Genomic DNA, 16,615 nt, shown 5'->3' on the forward strand with positions numbered 1-16,615 from the left:
CCGATATCCAGCAAATGAATATTCATCCCTACCTTATATCTGGCTACAGCAAAAAGCGTACATCTCTCGAACGACTATTCGAAGAGTGTACGCTTTTTAGATTACGTTTGGAGTTATTTATCTTTTACGATTTGTACCATGTAATCTCGTATACATAACAAGAATACCTTAGAAAATGCTATTCTAATTGCTTTACGCTTGAGCAGCTTCATCCGCAGAGGATTTGCGCATCGTTAAGCCGACACGACCTTTTTTGTGGTCTATATTCAATACCCACACTGTTACATTATCTCCAACAGACACGACATCCATCGGATGTTTTACAAAGCTGTTGCTCAATTGTGAGATATGCACCAATCCATCATTTTTGATACCGATATCGACAAACGCACCAAAATCAATAACGTTACGAACGGTACCTTGCAATTCCATACCTGGTGATAAATCTTCTATTTTCAAAACATCTGTACGGAAAATAGGCAAAGGTAATTCATCACGTGGATCACGTCCTGGACGTTGTAAGCTATCCAAAATATCGCGTAATGTAGGGACACCGATATCCAATGTTTCTGAAGCTTGTTCTACATCTACATTCGATAACGCTGTTACTGCTTCAGGTGTACCTAATTGTTCCGGTGTAATTTTCAGTGATTTAAGCAATTTGGTTGTCGCTGCATAAGACTCTGGATGAATCGATGTATAATCGAGCGGATTTTCTCCACCATTGATTCGTAAAAAGCCTACACATTGTTGCAAAGATTTCGCACCAAGACGAGGTACTTTTTGCAATTGTTTACGACTTGTAAATTTACCGTTTTCTTCGCGGTATTTTACAATGTTTTTGGCAATCGTCGCATTAACGCCTGCTACATACGATAACAGCGATGGAGAAGCTGTATTCACATCTACTCCAACATGGTTAACTGCGGACTCTACAACGGCTTTTAGACTGCTCTCCAGATGTTTCTGAGACACATCATGCTGGTATTGCCCTACACCGATCGCTTTTGGATCGATTTTGACCAATTCAGCTAGAGGATCTTGAACACGACGAGCGATCGAAGCAGCACTACGTTGAGCTACATCGAGATCTGGGAATTCTTCTTGTGCTAATTTGGAAGCGGAGTATACACTTGCTCCTGCTTCACTAACGATCAAATAAGACAATTCTTGATCTGTAATTTCTTGAATGAGTTCTGCTACGAACTGTTCGGATTCGCGCGAAGCGGTTCCGTTACCGATAACGATCAATTCAATATCATACTGCTTGATCATACGACGGAAGATTTCAGCCGCTTCACGCTTTTTGTTATGCGGTGGAGTTGGATAGGTCACTTCTACTTCAAGCAGTTTACCTGTACCATCTACAGCCGCTAATTTACAGCCTGTACGATAAGCCGGATCGACACCAAGCACACGTTTTTCTTTGATCGGTGCTTGTAGCAATAGATTCCGAAGATTGCCTGCAAAAATAGAAATTGCTTGTTGATCGCCTTTTTCTGTTAGCTCTGCGCGCACTTCACGCTCAATCGATGGTGCAATTAGACGTTTGTATGCATCTTCAATCACTGTAAGCAAAAGATCACGCACTGCCGAAGAACCTTTAACCAGTTGTTTTTCCATATAACGATGGATCGACTCTGGTTGTACTTCAAGCTGTACTTTCAAAATATTCTCACGCTCTCCGCGGTTGATCGCTAAAATACGGTGAGGCGGCATTTTTTTGGCTAATTCACGATAGTTGTAATACATTTCGTATACAGACTCTTCTGTTGGTGCTTTGGCTTCTGTGACCAACATCCCTTGATCTAACGTATATCTTCTAATCCATGCACGTAGATTCGCATCGTCGGATATCGTCTCAGCAATAATATCCATAGCACCTTGTAGTGCTTGATTACTGTCTTCTACGCCTTTATCTGCATCAATATAGCGCTCTGCTTCAACTAATGGCGCAGGGCTTGCATGCTGTTCCATAATCCAGTTAGCAAGGGGTTCTAATCCTTTTTCTTTGGCTACACTGGCACGTGTTTTACGTTTCTGGCGATATGGACGGTACAAATCTTCTACAACCTGCAATTTAGCTGCATTTTGTATCGCTGTTGCTAATTCTTCTGTTAATTTATCTTGTTCACTGATGATACGTAGCACTTCATCTTTACGTTCTTGCAGATTACGCAAATATTGATGGCGTTCTTCGATATCTCGTAATTCATTTTCATCCAATTCGCCTGTCATTTCTTTACGATAACGGGCAATAAACGGAATAGTATTACCTTCTGCAAGTAAATCGATCGTTGTACGAATCTGTTTTAAAGAAATCTGTAATTCGCTTGCGATTTGTTTAATAATTTGTTCACGAACCTGCTGTTCGGTGACTTTGGCTTCTGCTTCTGTAATTACTTTTTGTTCAGACAAATCCTATCCCTCTTTCTCTTCTCCCTACAATGGAGATTCCTCGCATAATACCTTTATTATCTCAGACAACGCTTTTGATTTCCACCTGATTGCATAACTTCTCTCTTAGAGATGCTCCAGAGACACTTTCTTATTCTCTATATCCACACAAAAAAACCCGGTGTCATTCACCGGGTCGGAATTGTGGTCAGGCTTAAAATTCAACTAAGCCCAAACTGATCTGGAGCGCATCATGTACACGACGCATTGTTTCTTCATCCAGATGTGTGATTTTGTCAGTCAGACGCTGTTTATCAATAGTTCGAATCTGTTCCAGCAAAATGACGGAATCTCTATCAAATCCATGAGATTTCGCGTCAATCTCCACATGTGTTGGCAATTTGGCTTTTTGAATCTGTGCCGTAATTGCCGCCACAATAACCGTTGGACTGAAACGGTTGCCGATATCATTCTGGATAACCAGAACCGGCCTCACGCCGCCCTGTTCGGAGCCGACGACGGGCGATAAATCTGCAAAAAATACATCGCCACGTTTTACGATCAATGTCTACACCCCGCTAACTAAACGGTCCAGAGTGATGTCCGCCTCTTCCTCCGCATGAAAAGCTTCGCAAGCAATTCTCAGATTAATTTTGGCCATTTCCATATATCCACGCTGCATCGCTTCACGGATATACCGCTTTTTGCGTTCAGTGAGATAAATTTTTGTGGCTTTTCTGATTAGTTCACTGCGATCGGAATCTTCTAAAGCTGCGATACCATCCACTTCTTGCAGAAGTTGATCCGGCAAACGGATCATAATGCTCTGCGCATTTTGCATGTTGTCCAACTGTCAAGCACCCCCAAAACCTTTTCCAGCTCTACCCCTATAGCGGCTGTATTGGCATCTTTCGTGCACGAATCTAACTTCCTGGTCTTTGCGACACATACGACATATGAGGCAAGTTTGCTGCCATCATTATAAACCAGATCATAGGTGTGCGTACAGACCTTTCTTGATACTTATGTAAGATTCGCCGTAAATAGTTGGTTTCCTTCTGAATTTACAAATTTAATTTGTAAATTGTGTAAGGGGATTCCAAAGGGTGACAATGGCATTATTCCGGTAATAAGCACGCGGAACTCTAGCGGCAATCATGCAAACGACTTCGTAGTGAATCGTACCTAGCTTAGATGCAAGCTCATCAGCAGTAATCACAGCATCTTGCTGTCTGCCAATTAAGACAACCTCTTCGCCGATTTGGATTTCTTCTGCTTCTTCAGCAAAAGATTTAAGTGATACCATGCATTGGTCCATACAAATCGTTCCTACTACAGGGACACGACGACCACGAATCAATACTTCCGCTACTCCCGTTAACATTCGAGAATAACCATCAGCATAGCCAATAGGAAGTGTTGCAATATATTCATCACTTTCGGTAACATACTTACCGCCATAACTTACTTTGGAATGATCAGGAAGTTGTTTGACATATGTTACTTCTGTTTTGAGCGTCAATACTGGAGTTAATTCTATCGCCTGTTCGTTCACTTCAGCTGAAGGATACAGCCCATACAATGCAATACCTATCCGAACCATCTGAGGTGATAGTTCAGGAGTATCAATAGCGGTAGCACTGTTCCCCGTATGTATGATAGGGATAGAGTAACCCAGTTCACGTAATTGCATGTTCACCTGTTGAAAACGTTCATATTGTTCCAATGTATAACTTTTGTCTAACTCATCAGCTTTGGCAAAATGGGTAAACATTCCTTCGATCTCAAGTTGTGGCACCTGGAAAGCTCTTGTAATAAAATCAACTGCCACATTTGTTAAAAGACCAATTCTACCCATTCCACTGTCGATCTTGATATGAGCTTTAAGCTTGCGTTCGGAAGAATCAAGCACAAGTTCAGCTATCGCTTCAAGTACATCCTCCGTGAATACATTAAGAGTAATATCATATTCATAAGCAGCAGATATACCTGCCGGTCCGGTATAGCCCAGAACAAGAATAGGCATACGTATACCTTGCTGACGCAGCTCAATCGCTTCATCCAAAAATGCCACACTCAAATAATCCGTACCTAATCGTTCCAATTCTCGTGAAATTTCAACTGCTCCATGTCCGTATGCATTACCTTTGACACAGCATAACAATTGAGTTTGTGGAGATAATGCTCCACGAAAAGCTTCGTAGTTGGCACGTAATGCATCCAAGTTAATGTCTGCTCTTGTTGCTCGATACTGTTGCACTTGCAGTCACCTTCTAATCCGTTTTTGCCTATAAAGGGCAATAAATATATGTTAATGCGGAAGTAAGATAACTGTCAATTACACTTGGATACATTAACAAGGCAAATATTAAAAAAGACGATGTTCCGTAGTGCAATGATGCCTTGCGGTTTCGTCTTATATCGTAGTATTTACCCGCTTCATGGTCGATAGAAGCGGGATTTTGAGGATTTTGCAAATTTACATTTAAAATTAGAACATTTACTTTTCTATTCATACACAACTGTGTTTCCACAGTATTCACAATCCTTCGTTTCATGCGGTGCAATCGTATAAATCGCTCCACAACCGGAACAATCTACCTTTTTAGGTTGAAGATTAGGAGTAGGTGGTGGAGTGGGTGAAGGATTCATTTGCTGATTACGTTGCTGTTGTTGCCACGATGTATAAGGTGCTGTTTTAGGATCTAATGGATTAAAAATTTTGTAATCGGTTGTTGTCGTACTGTTGCCATTCATATTACTCGTTGTCGTTGTGGTAGATGAATATGATGTTGTCGTATTACTATGATGATTAGGATTCGGCTGACGATGTGGAATATGTTGCATATCTTCGCGATCAATTGTATGAATAGAACCTGATGAATGATTTTGGTGCTGCTGTTGACGCTCATTATGAATTTCATTTTGGCGAGCATACCAATCTTTTTGTGCTTGAATTTTTCGATTATGCAGTTTGATTTGTTTGACACCAAAATAAACAAGTAAAAAACCTGGTAAAAATGTAAATAAGGATACTATAATCCAACTTCCCCAAAGACTACCCATAGGAATAGAAGCTCCTGATGGATCTGGAATAAAAATCCCAATAGATGTTATTCCCCATACTAATAAAAAAGGAATACCAATTATAATCATAATGATACCTAGTGCCATATAATAAACCCCTTTATATGTTTCTCTTTTCTTATTCTTCAAATTACTCTCTTACTATTTATGTGTATCAAGACTTTACAGTAATAAGCTTACGATTACGTTGTTGCAGTACAGTTTGAACTGAATCAAATAATGCTTTTACATTCTGTACTTGCTGAGTAGCTTTGTGTTCATCTTGCATTTGGCTTTGCATCATTTGTTCTTGTAAACGTCTGACTTCATGCATTAACTGCTCTTCTTCTTGCCAAATATCAGGATGAGTCACAGGATCACTAAAGCGTACATTTTCTTCAAGATTAGTGAGTAATTGTTTGAGTTCGCTGCGATAAGGTTCTTGCCAACCTTTTAATTGCAGATTTGATTCGCTAAGTATAGAACGAATTTCTTGAATACCGAGCATTTGTAATCGTTCTTCTTTATCAATGCCACGTTCTGTCTGCATAAACCAGATCAATAACCCACCAATTACAAAAACAGCACCAAACGTAATCAATTGAATCCAGATATACAAGCTAGCCGGTACAGCAATCACTAACCAGAGCACTACAGCATACAGAATTGTTAAAGCTTGATACAAAACAGCTACAACAGCCAATCCCATAAAAGCAGGAACTGTCTTTTTAAATTGTTCTGCTCGTAATGCACCCCAGCCTGCTAAAGACCATACACATGTTTCTGCCAACACAATCGTAGCTAAAGACACCCAGAAGCGAATATCTAATATATGAAAAGAAGCTAACAAAAAAAAGCCAATCACTGTAATCGTCAAAATAACACCGTATAGTAATGTGATGATTTTGAGTCCTAAGCGGTTATCAGTCATATTATTGTTCTCCTTCTGGTGTGACCCGTTGACCACATTCCGGACAGAACTTTTGACCTGGCTGAACAGCATGTCCACAACTACTACATGTCATCACTGCTGAAGCTCCACATTCCGGACAGAATTTGACTCCTGCTTTGAGTGCTGTCCCGCAACTACGACAAGGCTTCGCAAATGCTTGTCCACAGCTTTTACACGCTGTAGCGTTTTCTGGATTATCTGCTCCACAGTGTTCGCAAGAGTGATATTTATCTCCACAATGAGCACAAAATTTGGAACCTGGTGTTAACGGTTGACTGCATTTATCACATGTTTGTGTAGCTGCCGAATGGGATGAGGTAGAACTGTTAAATTGCACATTTCCTGATCCACCATTAATATCCATCACACGTCCAAGACCTGCCATTCCTTGTCCAAAAGCACCACCCAGACCAAAGCCCATCCCCATGCCTAGTCCAGCACCCATCACTCCTGCTTGTGTACTACCTTCATTTTTGGCGGCACCTTCTAATGTATCAAAGCTACGTTCTTGTTGATAGGTATATCCGACAATATCCATTTCAGCTTTGCGTGCTAAAGCTTCTTGCAATCTTTTGACTGATGGATCGTCATCCGGTGTATTCACAGAATCCATATACAGATTAACAATCTCAATCCCAAAGTCTGCGAAAACCGGCATCATTTTTTCTTTCACATGATTAGAAATTTCGCTTATGTAAGCATTAATTTCCAGGATACTGATCTGCTTGTGAACCAGATAAGAAGAAATACTCTCATTGATATTCATTAACAATAGTCCGCGGAAATAACGTGAAATATCTGCCTGATCAAATTGAGATAATGTCCCGACCAATTTCACCAAAAATTTACGTGAATCTTCAATGCGAATACCCATCTGTCCAAAAGCACGTACTGGAATAATAATTTTATACTTAGGGTCTTGTAGTTGAATCGGTGCCGTTGTGCCCCATTTCATATCTAAATTGCTAACTCGATTCACATACCATATTTCTGCTGCAAATGGAGAATGTCCACCAAACGGAATATTAACAATATTATTAAGTAGTGGAATATTGAGCGTGCTCAGTGTATGTCTGCCTGGCCCAAAGGTATCAAATGCTTTACCGCCTTTGTACAATATAGCTTCTTGAGATTCGTTAACGATCAATTGCGTCCATGTGCCTAACTCTTCATTAGGATGTTTCCAAGCATATACATCTGGTGTTCCGTCGTATTTTATTACTTCTACTAATGCCATCTTTCTTCCCCTTTTCTCTATCTTTATATTCGTATTATTACATACGTATGACCTATGAGATAAGTCTCAATTTTGGCAAATGAAGGACAAACTGTTATTTCGCGCTATCCTTTATTTCGGTTGCGTATTTGTGAAAATAAAGATAAACACAAAAAAAAGAGCCATTCATGGCTCTTTCTGGAATTAAGAAACTGCTTTGCATTTGTTGTTTGCTTTATTTTTGTCACGCTCTTTGACCCGACACTCTGTGCAGATGCCCTGAAAATCAAGACGATGATCGGTAACAGTAAATCCATATTCACGTTCAATACGCTTTTCAAGCGGTAGTAACCAATCATCCATAATTTCTTCTACATTTCCACATTCTGTACAGATCAGATGATGATGCAAATGAGGGCTATTTGCTTGACGAAGATCGAATCGAGCTGCTCCATCGCCGAAATTCACTTTCTGAACGACATGAAGTTCGGTCAACAGATCAAGTACACGATACACCGTCGCCATACCAATCTCAGGAAATTGCTCTTTTACTAATAAAAATACTTCTTCCGCACTTAAATGATCTTTTTCATGTTGGAGTAATACACGAATTGTTGTTTCACGTTGAGGTGTTAGTTTGTAGCCTTTTGATTTTAAGCGCTCTTTAATCCGGTTCAATTGTTCTGTCAGTATCATTATGTGTTCACACCTTCCGGTTAAATTTGCAAGATATCTACAGATTCTAAGATGAGCATAATCTGGTTTTCACGATAAATCTATATGTTCTAGCACAACTTGTTATGCAATTATTATAATACGATAACAATATATAGTATTTATACTTAGAATAATTATAATTCTATAATAACTAAAATGTAGATGTCTTGTAAAGCATATTGGATAAAAAAGTAAATTTCTTACGCAAAAAAACGTCAATAAAAAAAGATAAAATCTAAAATCGATTTTCATCCTTTTCTTGACGTTGTTATTACAAGCTATTCTATCTCTATCGTTGTCATTTATATATGAGACTGAAGTTGAAGACGAGCATGTAGATCATGTATCACTTTTTGCAATCCATTAATAGTAATTACAGATTGAATACCATATTTAGCTTCGATCTGGCGTACAGATTCTAATGGATAGTCTTGATTAACAATAAAATCAATAGAAGCTGCTGGCACACCTAACTTTTGCCCGAGCGATGTACCCAGTATATATTTGGCTAAGTAAGGCGGAACAGACCCTATCGGTTGAGGAGCATTCAATTCCGAACTGATTAGCTTCACCAATTGCTTCATGTCATGTGTATGTGCAGGGCGATTTAATAGATAGTATGCTTGCATATGAGGTAGCTGTGAGTGTTGCTGTTCCGATAATAAGCAGATCAGAAAGTCAGCGATATAATCGACATGAACTAAAGGCAACCAATGATGTTTTCCACCCGGTACAATACGCATCTTTCCTTTACGTACAGCATCGACTACGATTCCTAATCCTCCTAATTGCGGAGTGTCTCCTGTTATTGAATCTCCAATCACCACTCCTGGATGAATAACAGACAATGGAAATTGATGTTGTAATGATTGCTTACGAATATAAGCATCGGCTTTGAATTTCATCTGTTCATAAGGGGCTTCATGTTGTAATAACTGATTCAATCGTTCTGGAAACTGTATATGTTCTTCAGTGACCGGGCTTTTGTAACCTACAATATGAATAAATTGCTTTAAAAGTTGTGCTTGATGAATCTGGCTTGCCAACTCTGCAATATGAATAGCACCTTGCATAAAAGCAGACTGGGCTTGATCGGAATGAAGTAAAATATCCATCGGTCCGCCTGCATGAATAATCGTATGAGCTTGCATCGCTAGGCTCCAATCTTCATGAGACAATCCTAAATGTGGAAATCCTAGATCTCCTTCTATCGCAATAATTTGTAAGGTGTCACTCCACTTATGTAATCTTCTCCATTCTTTCCATCGTTGTAAAGAACGAACCAGTACAATGATGCGATAATCGGTTGCTAAACATTTTTTCAAAATTGCCTTTCCAATAAACCCTGTAGCACCTGTCAAAAATAAAGTATCCATATTGTCTCCTTTTGATGTTTATTCACATTTTTATATTAGTACCGATCTGTACTAATATATTCAAAAAAAATTACTTCAGCATCGCTGCCAAAGCAAAAAGTGATGATCGAATCATTTGTGGATTTTGATGAACATGACCTAAAAAAAGTCCTCCTTCTATAGTAGATACGATTAATGAAGCAACGGCTGGTGGTTGCAACGAATCATTAAATTCTTTACGCTGTATCCCTTCAATGATCAATTGTTCTACGACTATCACTTGCTGTTCGAAAAAATGCTTGATCGTATTGCGAATATGTTCTGCTTCAATCGGTGTCTGAGTGTATAACGTCAAAAATGGACAACCTCCCAAACAATAGACTTCTTCCATGATTAGAAGTTCAGTAAATCGTTGCAGACGTTCCCATACAGATTGATCATGCTGATCAGCGATATGTGTAATCTTTTCTGTATACTGTGCAATCAACTGATGAATAATAGCTGCTAACAGTTCTTCTTTACTTGCAAAATGGTAATAAATATTAGTCTTAGAGACTTTGCTTACTGCTACAATCTCATCCATTCCTGTCGCTAAATATCCTTTTTGTAAAAACAATTCTGTGGCTAACTGCATAATCAGATCACGATTTGAGGTTTTATTTTTTTTTGTCATATTTAGTACTATACGGTACTAAAATTAATATAGTCAACTGTTATTGCTTTGTGTAGGCCTATCATTTACATTTTTATTTTAGTTAATGTTTATGTTAATTATTAATATTATTATTGACTGGATAAAAAATATATGCTACATTTGCTTTGTTAAATTATGCAAGAAGTATCCAAATGAAGCGTTATCATTAATGATGATCGATGATAGAAAGGATGAATATTATTGTCACAGTCTAACCTCAAAGCTAAGATGGTCGTGGATAAAGCTTTCCGTATCGCCGAAATTGATAAACGCATTTATGGTTCCTTTATCGAGCACTTAGGTCGTGCCGTATATGGTGGTATATATGATCCTTCTCACGCGTCCGCAGATGAAAGCGGTTTCCGAAATGATGTCAAACAATTGATACAAGAGCTACAAGTGCCTATTATTCGCTATCCTGGCGGTAATTTTGTATCCGGTTACAACTGGGAAGATGGTGTTGGCCCTGTTGCTTCTAGACCGAAACGCTTAGAGCTAGCTTGGAAAACAGTTGAGCCTAATGAAGTCGGTACAAATGAATTTATGAAATGGGCAAAAGAAGCAGGTTCGGAAGTGATGATGGCTGTCAATCTGGGAACACGCGGTATCGATGCTGCTCGTAATCTTATCGAGTATTGCAATCACCCGGGCAACTCTTATTACAGCGATCTACGTAAACAACATGGAGCTAGTGATCCTTACAATATCAAAACATGGTGTCTTGGTAATGAAATGGATGGCCCGTGGCAAATCGGTCACAAAACAGCCGATGAATACGGTCGATTAGCATTAGAAACCGCTAAAGCGATGCGTCAAGTTGATTCTAGTATTGAATTGGTTGCTTGCGGAAGTTCCAATACAGGCATGCCTACATTCCCTGAATGGGAAGCTACAACACTGGATCACACGTATGAAGCGGTTGATTACATTTCACTTCATCAGTATTACGGTAATCCTACCAACAATACAGCAGATTACCTTGCTCGTTCGATGGATATGGATCATTTTATTCATACCGTTATCTCTACATGTGATTATATTAAAGCGAAAAAACGTAGCAAAAAAACAATGAACTTGAGCTTTGACGAATGGAACGTATGGTATCACTCTAATGAAGCAGATAGCAAAATGGACCCTTGGAGTATTGCTCCACCACAATTGGAAGATGTCTATAATTTTGAAGATGCGTTGTTAGTTGGAAGTATGCTACTTACCTTCTTACGTCACGCGGATCGTGTCAAAATGGCTTGTCTGGCTCAATTGGTCAATGTTATCGCTCCGATTATGACTGAAGATGGCGGACGTGTATGGAAACAGACGATTTTCTATCCATATATGCACACTTCTACATTTGGACGCGGTGTATCCCTCAAGCCTGTTGTTGATTCTCCTAAGTATGATGCTAGTGATTATACAGATGTTCCTTACTTAGATAGCGCTGTTGTGTATGACGAAGAGAACGAATACTTAACGATCTTTGCACTGAACCGTCATTTAAGTGAATCGTTAGATTTGAATTGTGATGTACGTTCATTCGAAGGTTACCAGATTGAAGAACATATTGTTCTTGAAAACGATGATCTCAAAGCTGTAAATACAGCAGATGAAGAAAAAGTTGCGCCACATCGTGGTGGTCAATCTCAACTAGATGATGGCATGTTAACCGCTCGCCTTGCTAAAGCTTCGTGGAATGTAATTCGTCTACGTAAAGCGTAAGCTTCGCCTTATTGCCTAAAATCAACAAGGTCATGATTTGAATCTGTACAGTGGTCTATGAATTACTTTTTTGAAATTAAAGGGGAGGTTTAAACTATGTTGCGTCAAAAAAGTTGGCTGATTGTCTTGGCGAGTGTGTTGATGTTGTCTTTGGTGCTTGCAGGCTGTGGAGGTTCTAAAAAGAATTCAGATCCAAATCAATTAACATTTATGTTCCGTGGTGGACCGGATGAGCAAAAAGCATATAATGCGGTAGTCGAAGAATTTAAAAAAGATAATCCTGGAGTTACGGTCAAAGTCATTCAGACGACCGGTGATCAATATGCTACTAAATTACAAGCAGCGATTACAGGAAACAGTATTCCTGATGTATTTTTCTACAATCCTGCTGACCTTAAAGCATATGTAAATAGCAATATCCTATTAGACATTAGCAAGTATATCGAAAACAACAAAGAAGTTGACCTGAAAAACATGTGGGCTGATGGCGTGAATTTCTATCGCTACGATGGTAAAGAAGTGGGCAAAGGCGCACTATACGGACTACCAAAAGATTTGGGTCCTTTCTCCCTCGGCTATAACAAAACCATGTTTGAAAAAGCAGGCATCCCTCTGCCGGACAAAAACAAACCTTATACCTGGGATGAATTTATCAAAGTCAATCAAGAGCTAACCAAAGATACCGATGGCGATGGCAAATTAGATCAATTCGGTACTGGACTTAACGTACAATGGGCGCTGCAAGCGTTCGTATGGAGTAATGGCGCTGATTGGATTGATAGTACACATACGAAAGTGACAATCGATGAACCTAAATTTATCGAAGCTCTTCAATTCTTTGCAGATATGCAGAACAAATACAAAATCACGCCTGCTATTGAGCAAGCACAAACACTGGATACGTACCAACGTTGGATGAGAGGCGAACTTGCATTCTTCCCTGTTGGACCTTGGGATCTAAGCACGTATGATCGCGAATTGAAATTCGATTATGATCTGATTCCTTACCCTGCTGGTTCTACTGGCAAAACAGCAACATGGATCGGAAGTCTAGGTATTGGTGTATCTAGCAAAACAGCTAATCCTGAACTTGCTGCTAAATTAGTAACCTACTTGTCTGCTTCAAAAGAAGGTCAAGAAGCGTTAGTTAAATCTGGCGTACAGATTCCTAACTTGCAAGATATGGCGAAAACATGGGCTGCTGATACATCAACCAAACCAGCTAACAAAGAAGAATTCCTCAAAATCGTAACTGAGTATGGCAGACCATTACCAGGTCAATATACGTACAATGCAGAATGGTATGACCTTTTCTTCACAGATATTCAACCAGTAATCGATGGTAAAATGTCTGCTGCTGATTATGTCAAACAAGAACAACCAAAAATGCAAAAACTACTTGATCGTGCAGTAGAACAAGATCAAAAATCTAAAAAGTAAGCTGTACCTGCTGTAATAAATCAGAGCCATTTTGAATATGGTGAAAATGATGTTAGCTTTCCCTAGATCCAGATGGGACTAACATCATTTTCATTCCAGATGAATTAGGGGTGAATTATGAAAACCAAATCTAATCTGTATCGTAAAGAAAAATATTTTGGTTATTTGTTTATTTTGCCACCCGTTGTCGGTTTCTTACTGTTCACACTTTATCCTGCACTATATTCGGTATATGGATCATTTACCGATTGGAATGGTCTTGGACAGATGAACTTTATCGGGTTGGATAACTTTAAAGATATTTTGACAGATGATTTCTTCTACAAATCAATGTTTAACACCTTATTCTTAATGATCGGTATTCCGATTGGATTGGTTATTTCTTTGCTACTAGCACTTGGACTTAATCGTAAAATTCCAGGTACCACTACATTTCGTGTGATCTATTATGTACCGGTTATCTCTTCACTGGCTGCAATCTCGATCCTTTGGCAGTGGGCATATAATGGGGATTATGGACTTGTGAATCAGTTCCTCGATCTATTTGGTATCAAAGGCCCTAACTGGTTAGCAAATACGACGACTGTCAAGCCAGCGTTGATTATTATGACGATCTGGAAAGGTCTTGGATATTCAATGCTTCTATATCTAGCTGCTCTTCAAAGTGTGTCTCGTAGTTACTATGAAGCAGCTGAATTGGATGGTGCAAGTGGATTCAAAATGTTCCGCCACATTACATGGCCGATGGTGAAACCAGTTACGTTCTTCCTTGTCGTTACGAATATTATCGGGGGATCACAGATCTTTACCGAGATCAATATTATGACACCTACAGGTGGACCGGAGTACTCTTCAGCTACAATCGTATTCTATATCTGGCAAAAAGCTTTTGATAACTTACAAATGGGTTATGCTTCCGCAATGGCTGTTATTTTAGGACTATTTATCTTTATCGTTACATTAATTCAGTTCAAAATGAATGAGCGTTCAAGCTTTGATGTCGATTGATTATTAGCTGTAAAGGAGTGAGTACAGAATGGTTCATACGAAGCAACAAAAGATAAGCAATGCGTTCATTTTTGTTTTACTGTGCATAGGAGCTATTGTTATGATCGCTCCGCTACTTTGGATGGTATCTACTTCCTTCAAAGATAGACAAGATGTATTTGCACTTCCACCTAACTGGATTCCGGCTGTGTTTCATTTTAATAAATACCAAGAAATCTGGACAGCGGGTCCTCTATTAAGCGGTATTATCAACAGTCTTATTGTGGCTTTAACCGTAACGATTATCGGAACGATTACATCCAGTCTGGCAGCTTTTGCTTTTGCCAAACTACGCTTTCCTTACAAAAATCAAATCTTTTTACTATTGCTTTCTTCAATGATGATTCCGTATCCAGCAGTCATGATCTCTCAATTTATTATGTTCTCTGAATGGGGATGGGTAGATACGTTACTACCACTGATTGTACCGGGATTATTCGGTAATATTATTATGATCTTCTTTTTAAGACAGTATCTGTACAGTATTCCTAATGCGATTATTGAAGCTGCCAAAATCGATGGAACATCGTACTTCGGCATTTATGCCCGTATAATTTTCCCGTTGATCAAGCCAGCGATCGCCGCTCAGTTAATCTTATGGTTTATGGGAATCTGGAATGATTACTTACCTCCTATTCTCTATCTGAATTCTCCTGAAATTCAGACGTTACAGATCGTTATTGCTAACTTTAACGCCAACTATGCGATCCAAAGTGATTATCCGTTGATTATGGCGGCATCTGTTGTATCGTTGTTACCAATCTTAATTATTTTCTTGATCTTCCAACGTCAGATTATCGAATCTGTGGCGATCTCAGGGGTAAAAGGATAATCTTTCCCCCCTCCCCATCTGTTCTAACTCAATGTTAACAACACAAAAAAACGGCTAGAGCCTATGCTCTGTAGCCGTTTTTTTGTACGGTTTGATTATGATTGTGGTTCTGCTTCGCGTGCACTTGCATTCGCAGAATGAATTAATTTGTCATAATATAATCGGAACACAATATCTTGATTATAGTTACCAAATCCTCTACCGAACAGTGTTAACCCACCGACATGCTCAGACGAAGGATCTACAGCAATGCGTAATGTCCATTGACGATCACGTACATTGACCTGATCCAGATTTACATCAGACAACTTTTGTCCATCCATATATGTACCATCTCTGGATACAGTCAGATGCTTGAGTAGTCCATATTGATTTACAATATCTGGCCACCACTGTGGATTGTACTTACCACGCTTATCTCCGTAATCGCCTGGACTTGTCCATGTTCCTAATTTCACTTCATTTAAATAAAATGTAATGTCTGAAGGAAAACGGTTATCTGTCAAAGGAGCTTCTGAAGAAATCTCAAGTGAAACTAATAATTCTAAAGGATTTTCGGTAGACAACAAAAAGTTAGGAATCTTATACTCTATAAATCCTTCACTAAACCACAAAATCTTGGCTTGAAAACGTTCTGCATCAAAAAAATAACGGGTATCATCTACTTGCCCGATAAATTTCTCAGCTGACGCTAAACCACAAGTCGGTTCTACTTTGAGGTCTGTATAATGTCCTATCGAAATTTCACTTTCATGGTATTGGCGTAAATGCTCGACTTTGTTCGGAAAGTTAATCTGCGCTTCCTCTACTTGAAGTGAACATATTTTTTGTACGCCACCTTTACCAGGTTGCATACTGGTTGAAATAATTCCTGCTTTTTCTAGCTTTTTTACATGCATAGATACAATGGCACTGGTTAAACTTACTGCTTCCGCTAGTTCACGAATATTCATAGGTCGTATAGCAAGTAATTGAATGATTTTGTGCCTTACACTGCTTGCGAGTGCTTCATACACAGGCAATGATTTATCCGAAATATCCAGATTCATATTCAGGCTCCTCCAATACCAAATGTGTGTAACGTAAACGAATACCTTTCCACTATATCGTTATGTTAATAAAAATACAAACGTTATTCTATTTATGTCGCAAAATTATATTATATATTATCAAAAAACGTGTT

At 39.0% G+C, this 16,615-nt stretch carries 15 protein-coding genes; 4 read left to right on the forward strand and 11 right to left on the reverse strand.

The window, feature by feature from the left end:
• Positions 1-192 precede the first annotated feature (192 nt).
• The 10 genes from QCD85_RS03390 to QCD85_RS03435 all read right to left on the reverse strand — a co-directional run bounded on the left by QCD85_RS03390 (position 193) and on the right by QCD85_RS03435 (position 10,376).
• Positions 193-2,418 carry a Tex family protein gene (locus tag QCD85_RS03390; protein ID WP_274170640.1) on the reverse strand — a complete coding sequence of 742 codons (2,226 nt, stop codon included), beginning with the start codon at positions 2,416-2,418 and terminating at the stop codon, positions 193-195.
• A gap of 193 nt (positions 2,419-2,611) precedes the next feature.
• Complete coding sequence (locus tag QCD85_RS03395) at positions 2,612-2,962, reverse strand: type II toxin-antitoxin system PemK/MazF family toxin (protein WP_069326106.1); 351 nt, start codon at positions 2,960-2,962, stop codon at positions 2,612-2,614.
• Positions 2,963-2,965: 3 nt separating this feature from the next.
• Positions 2,966-3,247, reverse strand: a complete 282-nt coding sequence (locus QCD85_RS03400) for a CopG family ribbon-helix-helix protein (protein WP_069326107.1) — start codon at positions 3,245-3,247, stop codon at positions 2,966-2,968.
• Between the two features lie 222 nt (positions 3,248-3,469).
• Entirely contained in the window at positions 3,470-4,657 is a 1,188-nt protein-coding gene (gene alr / locus QCD85_RS03405) for an alanine racemase (RefSeq protein ID WP_441005594.1), read from the reverse strand.
• Positions 4,658-4,905: 248 nt separating this feature from the next.
• A complete protein-coding gene (locus tag QCD85_RS03410) occupies positions 4,906-5,571 on the reverse strand; it encodes a hypothetical protein (RefSeq protein WP_301261630.1) in 666 nt (221 codons plus the stop codon).
• 67 nt (positions 5,572-5,638) lie between these two features.
• Positions 5,639-6,394, reverse strand: coding sequence for a hypothetical protein (locus tag QCD85_RS03415; RefSeq protein ID WP_301261631.1), 756 nt, complete (start codon positions 6,392-6,394; stop codon positions 5,639-5,641).
• A 1-nt stretch (position 6,395) separates the two neighbouring features.
• The gene (locus QCD85_RS03420; RefSeq protein WP_301261632.1) at positions 6,396-7,652 is read right to left on the reverse strand and encodes an SPFH domain-containing protein; all 1,257 of its coding nucleotides are present in this window, start codon (positions 7,650-7,652) and stop codon (positions 6,396-6,398) included.
• A 183-nt stretch (positions 7,653-7,835) separates the two neighbouring features.
• Positions 7,836-8,327, reverse strand: a complete 492-nt coding sequence (fur, locus tag QCD85_RS03425) for a ferric iron uptake transcriptional regulator (RefSeq protein ID WP_373461906.1) — start codon at positions 8,325-8,327, stop codon at positions 7,836-7,838.
• Between the two features lie 323 nt (positions 8,328-8,650).
• A complete protein-coding gene (locus QCD85_RS03430) occupies positions 8,651-9,724 on the reverse strand; it encodes an SDR family oxidoreductase (protein ID WP_301261633.1) in 1,074 nt (357 codons plus the stop codon).
• 70 nt (positions 9,725-9,794) lie between these two features.
• Positions 9,795-10,376, reverse strand: coding sequence for a TetR/AcrR family transcriptional regulator (locus QCD85_RS03435; RefSeq protein WP_301261634.1), 582 nt, complete (start codon positions 10,374-10,376; stop codon positions 9,795-9,797).
• Positions 10,377-10,625: 249 nt separating this feature from the next.
• Between QCD85_RS03435 and arfA the strand changes: the two genes are divergently transcribed.
• The 4 genes from arfA to QCD85_RS03455 all read left to right on the forward strand — a co-directional run bounded on the left by arfA (position 10,626) and on the right by QCD85_RS03455 (position 15,432).
• Positions 10,626-12,113 carry an arabinosylfuranosidase ArfA gene (gene arfA / locus QCD85_RS03440; protein ID WP_273616253.1) on the forward strand — a complete coding sequence of 496 codons (1,488 nt, stop codon included), beginning with the start codon at positions 10,626-10,628 and terminating at the stop codon, positions 12,111-12,113.
• 96 nt (positions 12,114-12,209) lie between these two features.
• The gene (locus QCD85_RS03445) at positions 12,210-13,553 is read left to right on the forward strand and encodes an ABC transporter substrate-binding protein (protein ID WP_273615295.1); all 1,344 of its coding nucleotides are present in this window, start codon (positions 12,210-12,212) and stop codon (positions 13,551-13,553) included.
• A gap of 117 nt (positions 13,554-13,670) precedes the next feature.
• Positions 13,671-14,561: a carbohydrate ABC transporter permease gene (locus QCD85_RS03450; protein WP_204825221.1), complete on the forward strand. Its 891-nt coding sequence runs from the start codon at positions 13,671-13,673 to the stop codon at positions 14,559-14,561.
• A 28-nt stretch (positions 14,562-14,589) separates the two neighbouring features.
• Positions 14,590-15,432 carry a carbohydrate ABC transporter permease gene (locus tag QCD85_RS03455; RefSeq protein ID WP_069326116.1) on the forward strand — a complete coding sequence of 281 codons (843 nt, stop codon included), beginning with the start codon at positions 14,590-14,592 and terminating at the stop codon, positions 15,430-15,432.
• 95 nt (positions 15,433-15,527) lie between these two features.
• Here the strand turns inward: QCD85_RS03455 and QCD85_RS03460 are convergent, their stop codons facing one another.
• Positions 15,528-16,481 (reverse strand): ArsR/SmtB family transcription factor, encoded by a 954-nt coding sequence (locus tag QCD85_RS03460; RefSeq protein WP_274170645.1) that lies wholly within the window; start codon positions 16,479-16,481, stop codon positions 15,528-15,530.
• Between the last annotated feature and the right edge of the window lie 134 nt (positions 16,482-16,615).

Source organism: Paenibacillus sp. PsM32, assembly GCF_030433815.1.
In the GTDB taxonomy this organism is placed as follows: Bacteria; Bacillota; Bacilli; order Paenibacillales; family Paenibacillaceae; genus Saccharibacillus; species Saccharibacillus kyungheensis.